Annotated in this window: 18 protein-coding genes; all 18 read left to right on the top strand. The window is 34.6% G+C overall.

Features of this window, described 5'->3' with window-relative positions; all coding sequences use genetic code 11:
- Positions 1-15: 15 nt before the first annotated feature.
- The 18 genes from BM077_RS00850 to BM077_RS00765 all read left to right on the top strand — a co-directional run bounded on the left by BM077_RS00850 (position 16) and on the right by BM077_RS00765 (position 15,748).
- Positions 16-1,860: a FapA family protein gene (locus BM077_RS00850; protein ID WP_177188336.1), complete on the top strand. Its 1,845-nt coding sequence runs from the start codon at positions 16-18 to the stop codon at positions 1,858-1,860.
- A gap of 16 nt (positions 1,861-1,876) precedes the next feature.
- Complete coding sequence (locus tag BM077_RS00845) at positions 1,877-2,179, top strand: hypothetical protein (protein ID WP_089747147.1); 303 nt, start codon at positions 1,877-1,879, stop codon at positions 2,177-2,179.
- 22 nt (positions 2,180-2,201) lie between these two features.
- Complete coding sequence (locus BM077_RS00840; protein ID WP_089747145.1) at positions 2,202-2,735, top strand: DUF2802 domain-containing protein; 534 nt, start codon at positions 2,202-2,204, stop codon at positions 2,733-2,735.
- A 21-nt stretch (positions 2,736-2,756) separates the two neighbouring features.
- Positions 2,757-3,230, top strand: a complete 474-nt coding sequence (locus tag BM077_RS00835; RefSeq protein ID WP_143018594.1) for an endolytic transglycosylase MltG — start codon at positions 2,757-2,759, stop codon at positions 3,228-3,230.
- Positions 3,231-3,446: 216 nt separating this feature from the next.
- Positions 3,447-4,199: a 30S ribosomal protein S2 gene (gene rpsB / locus BM077_RS00830; protein WP_089747141.1), complete on the top strand. Its 753-nt coding sequence runs from the start codon at positions 3,447-3,449 to the stop codon at positions 4,197-4,199.
- Positions 4,200-4,286: 87 nt separating this feature from the next.
- The gene (tsf, locus tag BM077_RS00825; RefSeq protein ID WP_089747139.1) at positions 4,287-4,937 is read left to right on the top strand and encodes a translation elongation factor Ts; all 651 of its coding nucleotides are present in this window, start codon (positions 4,287-4,289) and stop codon (positions 4,935-4,937) included.
- 118 nt (positions 4,938-5,055) lie between these two features.
- The gene (gene pyrH, locus BM077_RS00820; RefSeq protein ID WP_089747137.1) at positions 5,056-5,769 is read left to right on the top strand and encodes a UMP kinase; all 714 of its coding nucleotides are present in this window, start codon (positions 5,056-5,058) and stop codon (positions 5,767-5,769) included.
- Between the two features lie 30 nt (positions 5,770-5,799).
- Entirely contained in the window at positions 5,800-6,357 is a 558-nt protein-coding gene (gene frr, locus BM077_RS00815; protein ID WP_089747135.1) for a ribosome recycling factor, read from the top strand.
- 187 nt (positions 6,358-6,544) lie between these two features.
- Positions 6,545-6,715 carry a DUF362 domain-containing protein gene (locus BM077_RS00810; RefSeq protein WP_089747133.1) on the top strand — a complete coding sequence of 57 codons (171 nt, stop codon included), beginning with the start codon at positions 6,545-6,547 and terminating at the stop codon, positions 6,713-6,715.
- 68 nt (positions 6,716-6,783) lie between these two features.
- A complete protein-coding gene (locus BM077_RS00805) occupies positions 6,784-7,560 on the top strand; it encodes an isoprenyl transferase (RefSeq protein WP_218124618.1) in 777 nt (258 codons plus the stop codon).
- A gap of 34 nt (positions 7,561-7,594) precedes the next feature.
- Positions 7,595-8,416, top strand: coding sequence for a phosphatidate cytidylyltransferase (locus BM077_RS00800; RefSeq protein ID WP_089747128.1), 822 nt, complete (start codon positions 7,595-7,597; stop codon positions 8,414-8,416).
- A 22-nt stretch (positions 8,417-8,438) separates the two neighbouring features.
- Positions 8,439-9,497, top strand: a complete 1,059-nt coding sequence (ytvI, locus tag BM077_RS00795; protein WP_089747126.1) for a sporulation integral membrane protein YtvI — start codon at positions 8,439-8,441, stop codon at positions 9,495-9,497.
- 17 nt (positions 9,498-9,514) lie between these two features.
- Positions 9,515-10,672 carry a 1-deoxy-D-xylulose-5-phosphate reductoisomerase gene (locus BM077_RS00790; protein WP_089747124.1) on the top strand — a complete coding sequence of 386 codons (1,158 nt, stop codon included), beginning with the start codon at positions 9,515-9,517 and terminating at the stop codon, positions 10,670-10,672.
- On the top strand, positions 10,666-11,736 hold the full coding sequence (rseP, locus tag BM077_RS00785) for an RIP metalloprotease RseP (protein ID WP_089747122.1): 1,071 nt from the start codon (positions 10,666-10,668) through the stop codon (positions 11,734-11,736). Before BM077_RS00790 ends, rseP begins: the two co-directional genes overlap by 7 nt.
- 17 nt (positions 11,737-11,753) lie before the next feature.
- The gene (locus BM077_RS00780) at positions 11,754-12,176 is read left to right on the top strand and encodes a hypothetical protein (RefSeq protein ID WP_089747120.1); all 423 of its coding nucleotides are present in this window, start codon (positions 11,754-11,756) and stop codon (positions 12,174-12,176) included.
- 33 nt (positions 12,177-12,209) lie between these two features.
- Positions 12,210-12,794, top strand: a complete 585-nt coding sequence (locus BM077_RS00775; RefSeq protein ID WP_089747118.1) for an HD domain-containing protein — start codon at positions 12,210-12,212, stop codon at positions 12,792-12,794.
- Positions 12,778-13,854, top strand: a complete 1,077-nt coding sequence (ispG, locus tag BM077_RS00770; protein WP_089747116.1) for a flavodoxin-dependent (E)-4-hydroxy-3-methylbut-2-enyl-diphosphate synthase — start codon at positions 12,778-12,780, stop codon at positions 13,852-13,854. The genes BM077_RS00775 and ispG overlap by 17 nt, the downstream gene beginning before the upstream one ends.
- Before the next feature lie 187 nt (positions 13,855-14,041).
- A complete protein-coding gene (locus BM077_RS00765; RefSeq protein WP_089747114.1) occupies positions 14,042-15,748 on the top strand; it encodes a proline--tRNA ligase in 1,707 nt (568 codons plus the stop codon).
- The last annotated feature ends 29 nt before the right edge of the window (positions 15,749-15,777 follow it).

The raw sequence follows: 15,777 nt of genomic DNA, 5'->3' as shown, positions 1-15,777 counted from the left end.
GGGGTGATAGAAGTAGTGAGGATTGAAGCCAAAGATCGAGATGAGGCTATAGAGAAGGCGTTAAAAAAGTTGCAAGGTGACGGGCAAGAAGGTTTGGTCGAAGATGATTTAGTAGTAGAGTTGGTTGAAGAGAATAGTGGTTTTCTTGGGATTGGGAAGAAGAAAATATTTGAGATTGATGTGCTTGAAAAGGAAAATAGAAGTGAAGATGGAAGTGAAGATGATGGTGAAGAGGAAGAGATAGAATCAGAAGATGGCAAATTAACTTTTAAGGTGGATGAAGAGGGAATCTTTATTCAAGTTAAACTACCAGTAGGGGATGGAAGTCGGGTTGTTTTAAGAGATATAGAAGAATTATTAGAAGCTAAAGAGATTGAAGATGTAGATTATGATAAAGTTAGTGAGATATTGGCAGAAGGAATTGAAAAGACTGTTAAGGTCGCTCCTCGGAAGCAAGAATTAGATAAAGATGCTGAAATTATAGTAGAAATTAGTAATGACCAGATGGCCGCTCATTTATCAGTAATTACTCCCCTAGGAGGAGAAGAAGCTACTTTAGATAGAGTAGAAACTGTACTAGAAGAAACGGGAATTGAATATGGCCTTAGAGAAGAAAGGTTAAATGAACTTTTTAATGAAGATGGTGTTATAGATAAGGAAATAGAGGAAGTATTAATTGCTGAAGGGACTGAGCCTATAGCAGGAGAAGATGCAGAGATTGATTTTAAATTTGATTTAGAAAGTCAAGAACGAAAGGTTCAGCAATTAGAAGATGGTTCGGTTGATTATCGCAACTTAGGACGGATTAATAATGTAGAAGCTGGAAGTGTATTAGCAACTAAGAGCCCTCCTAAACCTGGAACACCAGGCATGAATGTAAGGGGAGAAGAGGTAGAACCTGAAGCTCCAACTGATCTTAAGATTCCAGGGGGAAAGAATACTACTTTAAGTGAAGATGGTCTTACTTTACGCTCTGATATTGAAGGTCAAGTCTTTTATAAAGGAGATAAAATAGAGGTTATCGAGGTTCATACTGTTAATGGTGACCTAGATCTATCTACAGGAAATGTTAAATTTGTAGGAACAGTCATTGTTAAAGGTGATATTAAGGATAGTATGAAAGTTAAGGCAAAACATGATATTCATGTACAAGGTAGTGTGCATGCAGCCCAATTAGAAGCTGGTGGTGAAGTTACTATTAAAAACGGTTTCATAGGTAAGAATAAAGGTAAGATTGAAGCAGATGGAGATGTTAAGGCTAAATTTATAGAGAATGGAAAAGTAGTTACTGAACAGAATTTAATAGTTAGTGAGGCAATTATGCATAGTGACATTGATGCTGCTGAAGCGATTAAAGTAGTGAACAAAGGATTAATAGTAGGTGGCATGGTCAGAGCAGGAAGGGAGATAGATGCTAAAGTAGTTGGTTCTAATTTAGCTACTAAGACTAAGCTGTTTGTTGGTGTAACTCCAGCTTTGCGCGACCAATATCATGAGTTGACGGAGGAATTGGATAATTACCAAGTAGAACTAGATGAGGCTTTAAAGTCAATTAATTATATTAAAAAGCGCCAGGAAGAGAATGGTGGTCAACTATCGGAGAAAGAACGTGAATTATTAAGTCAGAAGACGAGAATTAGATTTCAGTTGTCGAAGAATATAGAAGATCTAAAGAAGGAAAAGAAGAGGTTAGATAAGCGATTAGAAGAAGGAAGGCATGGGCGAGTAAAAGTACAAGATAAGCTTTATTCAGGGGTAGAAATTACTATTGGTACCGAAGTCAAAAAGATTGGCAAGCAAATTTCTAATGTACAGTACTATGTAGAAGATGGTGAGATTAAAAGAGGATCTTATGCTTAAGTAGGTGGTGTTGTATATGGTAAAGTCAATTAATCCTCATACGCAAATTCCTCGCTCTTTAAAAGCTAGTAAGATACAGCAAATCAAACAACAACAACCACAGGCTCAACAGCAGGAATTAGTTAATCAAATGGCGAAGAATAATGAGCAGAAACAGACTAAAGTTAATGAGTCAGAAGAGACTAGTCAAGAGAAGATAAGAGATGAAGGAGACGAAAGTAAAGGGCAGCAGAAAAAAAGAGATTCAAAAGAGGATCAAGAAGGAACTGAAGATAGAAAGAAGAGCAGAAGAGGAAAGTATATTGATATCAAAGTATAGTTTAGATTAATTTGAGGTGAAAATGTTGGAAGTATTAATCTTTATATTAGGTATTAGCTTTATCTTAGTCTCTCTTTTTTTAACCTATCACCAAGATAAGTTAATTAATGATGAAATACTAACTGACTATATTCAACTTAATAAAGAGTTAAAAAAGAGGGAACAAAAGTTAGAAGAATTGATAAAAGATTTAGATAATAGGTTCGATAATACTTTAGATAAAATAGAGAGTAAAGAGTTAGAATTGAAAAGTTCGCTACAAGAGAAGAGAGCAAATGGAGATAGAGATGAAAAATTTACTGATACTTTAGAATCAAAAATGAATATGCAGTCTAAGCCAAAAAGTCCAGCACAAAGATTAAAAGAATTAAAAGCAGCACAAGATAATGAGCAACCAAAAGAGGAGAATGCTATTAATTCGTCTAATGAACAATATCAACAGATTGCTAAATTGTTTAAAGAAGGATTTGATTTAGCTCAAATTGCCCAAAGATTAGATTTAGGTCAACGAGAAGTTGAGTTAATTTGGAAGCTTAATAATCGAGGTGAAGGTTAATTGTTACAAAGAGTTATCTTAATGCGTAGAGCACTATTAATGGTTGGAATTATTTTAGTCTTGCTTTCATTAGGATTATTTTTAAAAGACAATCCGGATGCTGAATCTAATAAAGATTTATTAGCTAATAATAGATCAGTAATTATCAGAGAAGCTAGGAAGTTAGGAATGGAATTCCCTAATCAGCTTAGCAAAGATGAAGTAAAAAAACAGTTAGAACGATTAGATATAAAAATTGAACAAAATCCTTCTAGTTTAAGATCCGATTTAGAAGAAAAGGAACAGGAAGGTTTTATTACTTTAAAGATTGAGAAAGGAGCAACGGCTAATCAAGTTGCTAGTAAATTACAACAGATAAATCTTATTAAGGATAAAGCGGCATTATTAAAGTTATTTGATAGTCTGAATGTTACTAATAAAATTTTAGCTGGGGAGTACAGATTTAAAAGAAATGATTCTTTAGAGAATATATTATTAACTATAATCGACAGTTAGTCATTGCAAAGAGTTGGCTAATTGTCGATTATTATTTTTTCTAAAATGGTATTGATATTATCTCTTCTTTGTGTTATACTACCTAATGGTGTATGTTAATAATGCACCAAATCACACACACTTTCTGATTTCTATTAGGGTGCCTAGTTATATAAATTAGGTTTAATAGGAAAGTGACGAAAGTGGAGGATTAAAACCGGAGAGGAGGTGTTGTTAATGTCTGTTGTAACGATGAAACAGATGTTAGAATCAGGAGTTCATTTCGGTCATCAAACTAAGCGTTGGAATCCAAAAATGAAGCCTTATCTTTTTACAGAGAGAAATGGTATCTACATTATTGATTTGCAGCAAACAGTTAAGTTAGTTGAAGTTGCGTATAACTTTGTACGTGATCTTGCAAGTGAAGGAAAAGAAATCTTATTTGTAGGTACTAAAAAACAGGCAAAAGAGACTATTAAGCGTGAAGCTGAAAGATGCGGTATGCCTTATGTAAGCGAAAGATGGTTAGGTGGTATGTTAACTAACTATCAAACTATTCGTAAGCGTATTGATCGCTTAAATGAGTTAGAGCAAATGGAAGAAGATGGATTGTTTGAGGTTCTACCTAAGAAAGAAGTGATGGAGTTAGAAAAGGAACGTGATAAATTACTTAGATTTTTAGGTGGAATTAGAGATATGAATGGACTGCCAGATGCTATTTATGTGGTCGACCCTCGGAAAGAGGAGATTGCTGTAGCAGAAGCTAAAAAATTAGGAATTCCAATTGTAGCTATTGTAGATTCAAATTGTGATCCTGATTTGATAGATTATATAATTCCAGGGAACGATGATGCAATTAGAGCTGTTAAATTATTAACTGGAGCTATGGCTGATGCTGTTTTAGAAGGGAATCAAGGCGTACAAGAAGAGCTTGAGCAAACTGAAGCAGTAGAAGCTAATGACGAAGAAGCAGATGTAGAAAATCAATAATTGAATCTAACATAAATAAGGGTGTTATATGAGGGGGAACCCTTATAACGCCCTTTTCTTAAGCCTAATTTTAAAGGAGGGTATAAAGTGGGAATTTCAGCAGCAGATGTTAAGGAATTGAGAGAGAAGACGAACGCTGGAATTTTAGACTGTAAGAAAGCATTGACTGAAACTGACGGTGATATGGATGCAGCTGTTAAGTACTTAAGAGAAAAAGGAATTGCTGATGCAGAGAAGAAGGCAGGACGTACAGCAGCCGAAGGTTTAGTTGATTCTTATATACATATGGGCGGTAAGATTGGAGTATTATTAGAAGTAAATTGTGAAACAGACTTTGTTGCTAAGAACGAAGCATTCAAAGAATTAGTTAATAATATTGCAATGCATATTGCCGCTGCTAATCCAGCTTATTTATCTAGAGAAGATGTTTCAGAAGATGTTATTGCTAAAGAAAAAGAGGTGCTTAAGACACAAGCACTTAATGATGGTAAGCCGGAACATATTGTAGAACAGATAGTGGAGGGTAGATTGAATAAGTTCTATTCTCAAAATTGTCTATTAGAGCAGCCTTATATTCGTGATGATGAGAAGACGGTTCAAGAATTAATTACAGAAAAGATTGCAGAGCTAGGTGAAAATATTAATATTAGAAGGTTTACTCGTTACGAGTTAGGTGAAGGTATTGAAGTTGAAGAAGAAGACTTTGCTGCCGAGGTAATGAATGAAGTTGAAAAGTAAAGAGTAAATTTAATAAAGAGAACACATTAATGTGTTCTCTTTTTAAATAAAATTATACTACAAAAAAAGGGATTTCATTATGCATATAGAAATGTAATGAAAGACTGGGGGTTTTTTGATGGCCAAAGCGAAATTTTCGCGAGTTATTATTAAATTAAGTGGTGAAGCATTAAGTGGTAATCAAGAATATGGAATTGATCCACAGTTTATTAATTCAATTGCTCAAGAAATTAAAGAGGTATTAAAGACAGGAGTAGAGATCGCAATAGTAGTTGGTGGCGGAAATATCTTTCGTGGTGTAGCCGGTAGTGCCAAAGGAATGGACCGCGGTACTGCTGATTATATGGGTATGTTAGCTACAGTAATCAACTCTTTAGCTTTACAGGACGCATTAGAAAAATTAAAGATAGAAACTCGGGTGCAGACTGCTATTAGCATGCGACAAGTAGCTGAACCTTATATTCGACGTCGAGCTATGCGCCACCTAGAGAAAGGAAGAGTAGTTATTTTTGCAGCTGGAACAGGAAATCCTTTCTTTTCTACCGATACAACAGCGGCCTTAAGAGCAGCAGAAATTGGAGCTGATGCCATCTTGATGGCTAAAAGTGTTGATGGGGTTTATGATTCTGATCCAGATGAGAATCCAGATGCTATTAAGTTTAAAGAACTAGATTATATTGATGTAATCAATCGTGGTTTAGGAGTAATGGATTCAACTGCTGTTTCTTTATGTATGGATAATAAAATACCAATAGTAGTCTTTGGATTAAAAGAGATGGAAAATATAAAGCGTGTAGTCTTAGGTGAAGAGATTGGAACATTCGTTAGATAAGATAAAAGTTATTAGCGAGGGAGGATTAAAATGATTAATCAGGTTTTAAAGAAGACTCAAAATCAGATGGATGAAGTAATTCAAAAAACTAAAGATAGTTTTGCTCAGATTAGAACTGGGCGGGCTAAACCGTCTTTAGTAGAAGGAATTACTGTTAATTATTATGGTACACCAACCCCAATTAATCAGATGGCTAAGGTTTCTGCTCCTGAGCCTAGGCAGTTACTGATTCAACCTTGGGATACTAATGGTTTAGAGGAGATAGAAAAAGCAATTTTAAAATCAGATTTAGGTCTAAATCCTAATAATGATGGTGAAGTTATTAGAATCAATATTCCTCAGTTGACTGAAGAAAGAAGAAAAGAATTCGTACAGTTAGCAAAAGAAAAAGCAGAAGATAAAAGAATAGCTATTCGCAACTTAAGACGGGAAGCTAATGATGAATTAGAAAAGTTAGAAAGCAATGGAGAAATTTCAGAAGATAATTATCATCGCGGATTAGAAAACATACAAGAATTGACTGATGAATATATTAAAAAGATTGATGATTTATTAGCAAAAAAGGAAGATGAAATTTTAGAAATTTAATTAGTTTTATAGAGATTAACTACTGTATTATGAAATGATTTAAGTAATCTACATACTAAAAGTTATAGTTAGAACTCCACCTAGCAATAAGTAAGATGATTAAATAATGAATCTAGATGGGTAACAGGCTAGTGATTTTATTTAGTAGTTGCTGATAAAGATTATAAGAAAGGGGGTGGGGTCTAGAATGGCTTTTAGTATTACTGATGAATGCAGTGCGTGTGGTATCTGTGCTGATGAATGTCCAGTAGAGGCTATTGCAGAAGGCGATGATATCTTTAGTATAGATGCAGATGAATGTACTGATTGTGGTGTTTGTGCTGAAGAGTGTCCATTAGAAGCTATTGTTGAAGAATAGACTTAAGTTTATCATAACCCCCTCTAAAGATAGAGGGGGTTATGTTGTCAGTAATAGGAGGTAAGAGGATGCACTCATGGTTTGATAAGTTAAATCAACAAGAACAGGATTTAGAAAGATTACGGGAAGAAGTTTTGGCAGGGAATTTACCAAAGCATATTGCAGTTATTATGGATGGAAATGGCAGGTGGGCAAATGAAAAAGGATTACCACGGACAGTTGGCCATAAAAAAGGAGTAAAAAAATTAAAAGAAGTAATTATGTTAATAAATAAATTAGGTATAGAATATTTAACGGTTTTTGCTTTTTCCACAGAGAATTGGAAGAGACCTAAAAAAGAGGTCAAATTTTTAATGAAACTTTTTAATCAAGCTTTTAATAATGAACTCGATGAATTACATAGTAATGGAGTAAAAGTAAGGGTATTAGGTAGAAGAGAAGGACTACCACCTAATATTAAAGATAAAGTTAGAGAAATTACTGAATTAACCAAAGATAATCAAGGCTTAAATTTAAATATTGCTTTAAACTATGGAGGGCGAGCAGAAATTATTGATGCTGTAAAGAGCTTAGCCTCTGAAGTGAGTGATGGAGAGATAGAATTAACAGAAATAACAGAGGAGAGATTAAATAATAAATTATATACTGAGGGAATGCCTGACCCTGAATTACTAATTAGGTCTAGTGGTGAATTGCGTATTAGTAATTTTTTACTATGGCAGTTAGCTTATACAGAATTCTATTTTACTGATACATTTTGGCCAGAATTTGATGAAAAAGAATTGTTGCTCGCAATAGCAGAATATCAGGAGAGAGAGAGAAGGTTTGGAGGATTAGATGATTAAATCAGATTAGAAAAGAGATAGTAGGTGATATACTTTGTTAAGCAAGAGAGTTATTAGTGCCATAATTGGAATTCCATTACTTATTCTCGTTTTATATCAAGGTGGAATATTACTTTTATTAGCAGTTATGCTATTAGCAGGTCTAGGGTTAAATGAGTTTTATGATTTAGTAAAGGCTAAAGGGGTAACGCCTAATAAGGTTTTGGGGATATTTAGTGGTCTACTTTTGTTGCTCTTTACATATTTAAATAGTAAGCAAGTAATTTTAGATTTTACTCCTTATTTGGGTATAGTTAGTATTTTGATTCTTGGATTAATAATTAATTTATTTATAAATAAGGGTAGAAAATCTTCATCTATTTTAAGTATAGCAACAACTATATTAGGAGTAATATATGTTTCTGGTTTGCTTCTGTATTTAATTTTAATTTATCATTTTAATTGGAATGGTTTAGCAGTAGGTAGGCGTTTAATCTGGTTACCGATTTTATCTACGTGGGCGACTGATACTTTTGCCTACTTTACAGGGATTAATTTTGGTCGCAATAAATTAGCACCTAAGATTAGTCCTAATAAGACTATAGAAGGTGCTTTAGGAGGAATGGTTGGAAGTATATTAGTAGTACTAGTTTATGGAATTTGGGTTCCTTTTGGTTTGGGGAATCGAATTATTTTGGGGATATTACTTGCTGTATCAGCACAGGTTGGCGACTTGGTAGAATCGTCTTTTAAAAGGGATGCTCAGATTAAAGATTCAGGCAATATAATTCCAGGACATGGTGGGGTTTTAGATAGGTTTGATAGTCTTTTATTTGCTTTGCCAATAATGTATTATTATTTGTATTTTTTAGGTTAAAGTATTTGGGGGTTGAAGGCTAGTGAAGCCAATTTATAAAGTAAGCTTAGGAATCATATTTGCTGTTTTATTGAGTGTCTTATTCTTCAAATATGTTTTAATCTATTTATTGCCATTTGTTATTGGGTTTATAATTGCTTCTTTAATTGAACCAATTATTAAGTTGTTAGAAGATAAGACTAATTTAAGTAGAGGGTTTGCTGTTACAATCTGTTTAGGAGTCATATTAATAATTATTATTTTAATTATCACTCTCTTCTTATCGAGATTATTTATTGAATTAGATAAGTTAGCTAATAATTTTCCTGATTTTAAAACTTTAGGTAATCAAGTTGAATGGATTGTAAAACAGAATCAGAATTTAAGTAGAATATTGAATGAATTAAAATTACCTAAAGCAGCTAAGGAAGCAATTACTACAAATCTACAGAATATATATCAACAGCTAAGAAATATGATTAAATTAGGTATTACTTCGTTTTTGAACTTAATTAAAAGTTTACCTAAGTTAATAACAATATTATTTATTAGTTTAATATCTACATTCTTTATCAGTCGTGATAAAGATTTAATTAGTGATACTATTTTGGATGTAGCCCCTAAACCATGGGGTAAGAAGATTAAAAGATTAGAAAATGAAATTATGGATGCTGCTATAGGTTTTATAAGAGCAGAGTTAATTTTAATTTCAATTACTACTTCACTTTCAATTGGAGGATTATTAATTTTAGGTAGTAATTATGCGATTATTTTAGGACTTTTAGCTGGAGTTTTGGACTTAGTTCCAGTAATCGGGCCAAGTCTAGTATTTATTCCTTGGGCCCTTTATGCTATATTTATAGGAAATTCTAATTTCGGAATTGCTTTATTAATTCTTTATTCTTTAATAGTAGTGATTAGACAGTTAACTGAAGCTAAAATTATTGGTGAAAATATTGGTTTACATCCGTTAGCTACGCTAATTTCTATCTATTTAGGAGTACAATTGTTAGGAATAAGTGGATTCTTCATTGGGCCAGCAGTTTTAATTGTTCTTAAAGCAGTAATAAGGGTGGGATTTATATCAATATTAATTGAATAAAAATTGGAGGAGTTGGAATGAAAGCAATTGCTATTTTAGGATCTACTGGTTCTATTGGTACGCAGACGTTAGAGGTGATTAGAAATTTAGAATTAGATTGTGAAATAATAGCTTTAACTGCTAATAGTAATATAGAGAAGTTGGAAGCGCAGGCAAGAGAATTTGAGCCGCAGTTTGCTGTCTTGATGAATGAAGAAGCGGCAAAAGAGTTAGAATATAAATTGTCTGATTTAAAGACTGAGGTATTAGTAGGGCAAGAGGGATTAGTTGAAGTATCAACTTATCAGAAGGTGGATTTAGTTATTAATTCTGTAGTGGGAGCCGCTGGTTTAGTCCCTACTTTAGAAGCGATAAAAGCCAAGAAAAATATTGGATTAGCTAATAAAGAAACATTAGTAACTGCTGGTGAACTGGTTATGTCGGCTGCTGAAGAATATGGGGTGCAGCTTTTACCGATTGATAGTGAACATAATGCCATCTTTCAAGCTTTGAAGGGAGAGAAAGAAAAAGCGGTTGAAAAGTTAATCTTGACAGCGTCGGGAGGTCCATTTAGAGGGAGTACAGCCCAAAATTTAGCAGAAGTAACAGTAGAAGAGGCATTAAATCATCCAAATTGGGATATGGGTGGAAAGATTACTATTGACTCTGCTACTTTAATGAATAAAGGGCTAGAAGTAATCGAAGCTAAATGGTTATTTGGAGTCGATTTTGATGATATTGAGGTTGTAGTTCATCCTCAAAGCATCATACATTCGTTAGTACAGTTTAGGGATAATTCAATCTTAGCAGAGTTAGGCATACCTGATATGAAGGTTCCAATTCAATATGTATTAACTTATCCTGAACGAGTTGCAAATAACTGGGAGCGGTTAGATTTAGCAGAAGTTGCAACTTTAGATTTTGAAAAACCAGATTATGAATTATTTCCTTGCTTAAATTATGCTTATGAAGCAGGTAAGCGAGGAGGAACTTTACCAGCGGTCTTAAATGCTGCTAATGAGATTGCAGTGGCTAGTTTTTTGGCAGGTGACTTAAAGTTTATAGAGATTCCTAAGTTAATTAAGAGAGTGATGAATGCTCATCAGGTTATCAGTCAACCAGATTTACAGACTATATTAAATGCGGATAAGTGGGCTAGAGCGCAGAGTCAAAAGGAGGTTGAGGCTTTTTGCTAACAGTTATATCCTTTATAATTGTAATTAGTATTTTGGTTTTTGTTCATGAGTTTGGGCATTTTATCGTAGCTAAAAAGACGGGAGTCTTAGTAGAAGAGTTTGCTATTGGTATGGGGCCAAAGATAATTGGGGCTCAAAAAGGAGAGACTTTATATTCGATTCGTTTACTTCCTTTAGGAGGATACTGTAAGATGACCGGTGAATTTCCAGTAGACGAAGAGGAAGATGAGATAGAAGATATTCAAAAGTACCGTAAAGCTTATCAAAATGGAAGATGTCTCTTTCAGAAATCAGTCTGGGAAAGAGCAGCAGTTATCTTTACTGGTCCATTAATGAACTTTATCTTAGCTATTTTGGTCTTTGCATTAAGTTTTTCGGTCTTTGGTGTACCGGTGTCTGGTTCATCTTCAACAGTAATTGGGTCAATAGTTCCACAAAGGCCAGCTGAGCAGGTGGGGCTTAAAGTCAATGATGAAATCACTGCAATAAATAACAATCCAGTGGATAGTTGGCAAGAATTAGCTAATGAAATTAATAAACACCCGGGAGAAGAAATTACAGTAACGGTCGAAAGAAAAGGTGAAATAAAAGAGTTTAAGGTTACTCCGGTAAAAGATCCTGACCGAGATGTAGGTATTATTGGTATTGTACCCAAGTTAATTAGAGAAAAAGTAGGATTATTGGATTCTATAAAATTAGGTTTAATGCAGACTTTTAGAGTTACAGTTGGAATTATAAGTGGCGTCTGGGGAATGATTACTGGACAGATGTCTCCGGAAGTAGCAGGTCCAGTCAAGATTGCACAAATGGTTGGAGATGCAGCTAAGATTAGTGTTTTGAGAGTGATGAATCTAATGGCAATTTTAAGTGTTAATTTAGGGATTTTAAATTTATTACCATTCCCTGCTTTAGATGGAGGTAGATTGGTCTTTTTAGGGGTAGAAGTTGTTCGTGGTAAAGCAATCGACCCAGAAAAAGAAGGTTTTGTTCATTTTATTGGATTAGTAGTCTTATTAGCTTTTATTGCAGTTGTAGTTTATAAAGATATAGTAAGTATCTTTTAATTTTTGAGGTGATATTTATGGCTAAGCAGAAGAAACGAAAGGGAAGTAAGTGGTTAGACCCTAATAAAGAAGGGCAGGGCCATGGACGACGTTCTAATAGGTATTGTAAACGCTGTGGGCAGACAGTACAAGAGGTAAGAATATTGAAGCATGAAAATATTTGTGAGGATTGTGTAGAAGAATTAAGAGAGAAGCAAGGTGGCGAATATGCTTGTAAAGGATGCGGTAAAGTAGCTCCGAAACAAGTCCAAGAGAATGATGGTTATTGTAAAGAATGTTGTTGTCGTGCTTGTGGGAAGCCTGATCCAGAATTTGTACAGAAGCATGGTTTTTGTGAAACATGCTTTGAATTAATAGGGACTAATTGTCGGAAATGTGGTAAAGAAGCTCAGGCACAGGTGCAGCGAAATGATGGTTATTGTGATGACTGTGCAGAATAAACTATTAGTTAGTCAAAAGGGGAGGAGGGTTTAATGCTAGAATCTCATGTAACATTAGAGACTTTAATTACTGATAGTGTTGCTAGAAAACACTTGCCGAAAGCGGGTCTGCGCCACGCAGTAGTAACAGCAGAGTATGCCTTTGAACTAGCCCATGAACGGGGGCTATGTCTCGATGTAGCCACAAAGGCTGGCCTTTTACATGACATAGGCCATACTAATTGGGAAAGTCAAGGTGAATGGGATTATGAATCCTATAATTACTATGATATACATACTATTAAAGGGGCTGAAAGGGCTCATGAATTATTGATATTTAAAGAAGAGGATTTGGGGAAAGCTAGAGATATTGCTCTTGCTATTCTCTTTCATAGTGCATCAAGTCCGATTAGTAAGAATATTGCTCTGACTCCGATGCAGCAATTGGTATTTGATGCTGATGATATGGATGAAGCTAAAGATGAAGTAAGGCATAATTTAGAGATAGATTTTGATGAAGCTTTGGAACGAGTACGTAGATTAGATATGTTAATTTATAGACGACTAAAAAACTGTAATCGACAGTGTAAAGACTGTGATGGTAGAGTAGGTGAGTTAAGTAATGGCAAGAAGAGATAGTAAGCAGGTCAGCATGGGTGGCGTTAAGATTGGGGGGGATGCCCCTATCTCTGTTCAATCTATGACTAATACTGATACTAGGGATGTAGAAGCAACAGTAAGGCAGATTCATTCCTTAGAAGAAGTAGGTTGTGAATTAATCAGAATAGCAGTTCCAGATATGGTGGCAGCCAATAAAGTAGATAAGATTAAAGCCAAGATTAATATCCCTTTAATTGCAGACATTCATTTTAACCATAAATTAGCATTAAGAGTATTAGAATTAGGAATCGATGGTTTGCGAATTAATCCCGGAAATATTGGCTCAGAGGAAAAAGTTAGAGAATTAGCTAAGTTGGCTAAAGATAAAGGAGTACCAATTAGGATAGGTGTCAATGCTGGTTCATTAGAAAAAGAGTTATTAGTAAAGTATGGTGCTCCTACAGCAGAAGCAATGGTAGAAAGTGCTTTAAGACATGTAAGGTTACTAGAGGAGTATGAGTTTACGGATATTATAATTTCACTTAAATCTTCTGATGTGTTGATGACTTTAAGAGCTTATCAATTAATGGCTGATAAAGTTGACTATCCATTACATTTAGGAATTACAGAAGCAGGAACAGAATGGGCAGGAACTATTAAATCAGCCGTAGGTTTAGGAAGTATCTTAAGTAGAGGATTAGGAGATACGATTAGAGTCTCTTTAACAGGTGACCCGGTTGAAGAAGTTAAGGTTGGTTATGAGATTCTAAAGTCACTTGGTTTACGTCAAAAAGGACCGCAAATAATTTCTTGTCCTACATGTGGGCGGTGTGAGATTAATTTAATAGATGTGGCCAATGAAGTAGAAAGTAAGATTCGAGATTTAGATACTAATATCAAGGTAGCGATAATGGGTTGTGTAGTTAATGGACCAGGTGAAGCAAGAGAAGCAGATATAGGGATAGCTGGCGGAAAAAAAGAAGGATTGCTTTTTAAAGAGGGTGAAGTAGTTAAGAAAGTTGCTGGTGAGGAGTTAGTGGATACTTTATTAGTTGAGGTTGAGGCTGAGGCTGATGCTAAGGCTAAGGCTGAGGAATAGATTTTAATTGTTTAAACTGACACCGACACCGACACTGACACTGATTATTAAATAGAAATGGTAAAATATTGACAAATACTGTCTTATCTGATAAAGTTGAAATGATAGGTTATAATAATTAGATTAATAGTATTTAACTAGGAATTTAGTTTATAAATTTGATAGTTTTATAGGAGGTTATTGATTTATGAAGATGTCACAGGCTTATATACCAACTTTGAAAGAAACACCGGCGGAAGCGGAGGTAGTTAGTCATCAACTAATGTTAAGAGCAGGGATGATGAGAAAGCTTAGCTCGGGTATTTATACATATTTACCGCTAGGACAAAAGGTAATTCAAAAAGTTGAAGAGATAGTTAGAGAAGAGATGAATAGAGAGGGAGCTCAAGAGTTACTATTACCAGCTTTACAGCCAGCGAAATTGTGGAAGGAATCTGAACGGTGGGAGGATTATGGTCCGGAATTAATGCGTTTAAATGATAGACACAATCGTGATTTCTGTTTAGGACCTACTCACGAAGAGGTTATAACTGATTTAGTTCGTGATGAGGTGCGTTCTTATAAGGATTTACCTTTAAATTTATATCAGATTCAGACTAAGTTTCGAGATGAGATTAGACCTCGTTTTGGTGTTTTAAGAGGTAGAGAGTTTATTATGAAAGATGCTTATAGTTTTGATATAAATGAAGAGGCGTTAGAGGAAAGTTATCAAAAGATGTACGATGCATATAGCCGGATTTTTGCTAGATGTGGTTTAGAATTCAGACCGGTAGCGGCTGATAATGGTGCTATTGGTGGTAGTGAATCACATGAATTTATGGTTTTAGCTGATTCTGGTGAAGATACTGTAGTATTCTGTAATGATTGTGATTATGCTGCCAATTTAGAATTAGCTATATCAGATGTTGAATTTGCTATTGGTGACCAAGAGGTTGCAGAATTAGATAAGGTAGAGACACCAGGAGCAGATACTATTGAAGCCTTAGCTGAATTCTTAGAATGTTCAACGAAGCAGTTGATTAAGACTTTAGCTTATGAAACAGATGAAGGTTATGTATTAGCTTTAGTCAGAGGAGATTATCAATTAAATGAAGTTAAATTAAGAAATGTATTAGGAGTACCAAATTTAGAAATGGCTGATGGTGAAGAATTGTTCTCTGCAACTAGGATTGTAACTGGTTTTGCTGGAGCAATAGATATTCCAAATGATGTAAAGGTGATAGCAGACCCTTCAGTAATGGAGATAGTTAATGGTGTAACAGGTGCTAATGAAGCTGACTATCATTATGTAAATGTCAACCCTCAGCGTGATTTTACAGTCGATGAAGTAGTTGATATTAGAGAGATTAAAGAAAATGAAGCCTGTGTTGAATGTGGAGGAGATTTAACATTAACTAAAGGAATTGAAGTTGGACAGGTCTTTAAGTTAGGAACTAAGTATAGTGAATCAATGGGAGCAACATATTTAGATAATAATGGTAAGGCACAACCAATGGTAATGGGCTGTTATGGTATAGGTATTACTCGTACTGTGGCTGCGGCTATTGAACAGAATCATGATGATTATGGGATTATTTGGCCAGTGGCTATTGCTCCTTATGAGGTTTCTATTTTAGTTTTAGGTGATGGTGAAGTATTAGAGACAGGAGATCAAATTTATAATGATTTACAACAAGAAGGTATAGATGTGCTATTTGATGACCGTAAGGAAAGAGCAGGAGTTAAGTTTAATGATGCAGACCTAATTGGTTCTCCAGTTAGAATCACTATTGGCTCTCGTTCTTTAGCAGAAGGTAATGTAGAATTGAAGGTTAGAAGCACTGGTGAAGAATTAAAAGTTTCAGTAGATGAAGTTGTAGATACTATTAAGGAATTATTATCTAAATTGGGTTAGATTGGGATAGAGTAGCCTTAAATTTGATT

Source organism: Candidatus Frackibacter sp. WG13, from assembly GCF_900114655.1.
Taxonomy (GTDB): Bacteria; Bacillota; Halanaerobiia; order Halobacteroidales; family Acetohalobiaceae; genus Frackibacter.
The sequence above is the reverse complement of the archived record's forward strand: the minus strand, read 5'-3'. Positions and strand labels throughout refer to the sequence as shown.

Bases quoted from the DNA above. Each gene is read 5' to 3' on its own strand.
- BM077_RS00845 (WP_089747147.1), top strand. From the start codon at position 1,877: ATGGTAAAGTCAATTAATCCTCATACGCAAATTCCTCGCTCTTTAAAA.
- BM077_RS00840 (WP_089747145.1), top strand. From the start codon at position 2,202: ATGTTGGAAGTATTAATCTTTATATTAGGTATTAGCTTTATCTTAGTC.
- BM077_RS00835 (WP_143018594.1), top strand. From the start codon at position 2,757: ATGCGTAGAGCACTATTAATGGTTGGAATTATTTTAGTCTTGCTTTCA.
- rpsB (WP_089747141.1), top strand. From the start codon at position 3,447: ATGTCTGTTGTAACGATGAAACAGATGTTAGAATCAGGAGTTCATTTC.
- pyrH (WP_089747137.1), top strand. From the start codon at position 5,056: ATGGCCAAAGCGAAATTTTCGCGAGTTATTATTAAATTAAGTGGTGAA.
- frr (WP_089747135.1), top strand. From the start codon at position 5,800: ATGATTAATCAGGTTTTAAAGAAGACTCAAAATCAGATGGATGAAGTA.
- BM077_RS00810 (WP_089747133.1), top strand. From the start codon at position 6,545: ATGGCTTTTAGTATTACTGATGAATGCAGTGCGTGTGGTATCTGTGCT.
- BM077_RS00805 (WP_218124618.1), top strand. From the start codon at position 6,784: ATGCACTCATGGTTTGATAAGTTAAATCAACAAGAACAGGATTTAGAA.
- BM077_RS00790 (WP_089747124.1), top strand. From the start codon at position 9,515: ATGAAAGCAATTGCTATTTTAGGATCTACTGGTTCTATTGGTACGCAG.
- BM077_RS00780 (WP_089747120.1), top strand. From the start codon at position 11,754: ATGGCTAAGCAGAAGAAACGAAAGGGAAGTAAGTGGTTAGACCCTAAT.
- BM077_RS00775 (WP_089747118.1), top strand. From the start codon at position 12,210: ATGCTAGAATCTCATGTAACATTAGAGACTTTAATTACTGATAGTGTT.
- ispG (WP_089747116.1), top strand. From the start codon at position 12,778: ATGGCAAGAAGAGATAGTAAGCAGGTCAGCATGGGTGGCGTTAAGATT.
- BM077_RS00765 (WP_089747114.1), top strand. From the start codon at position 14,042: ATGAAGATGTCACAGGCTTATATACCAACTTTGAAAGAAACACCGGCG.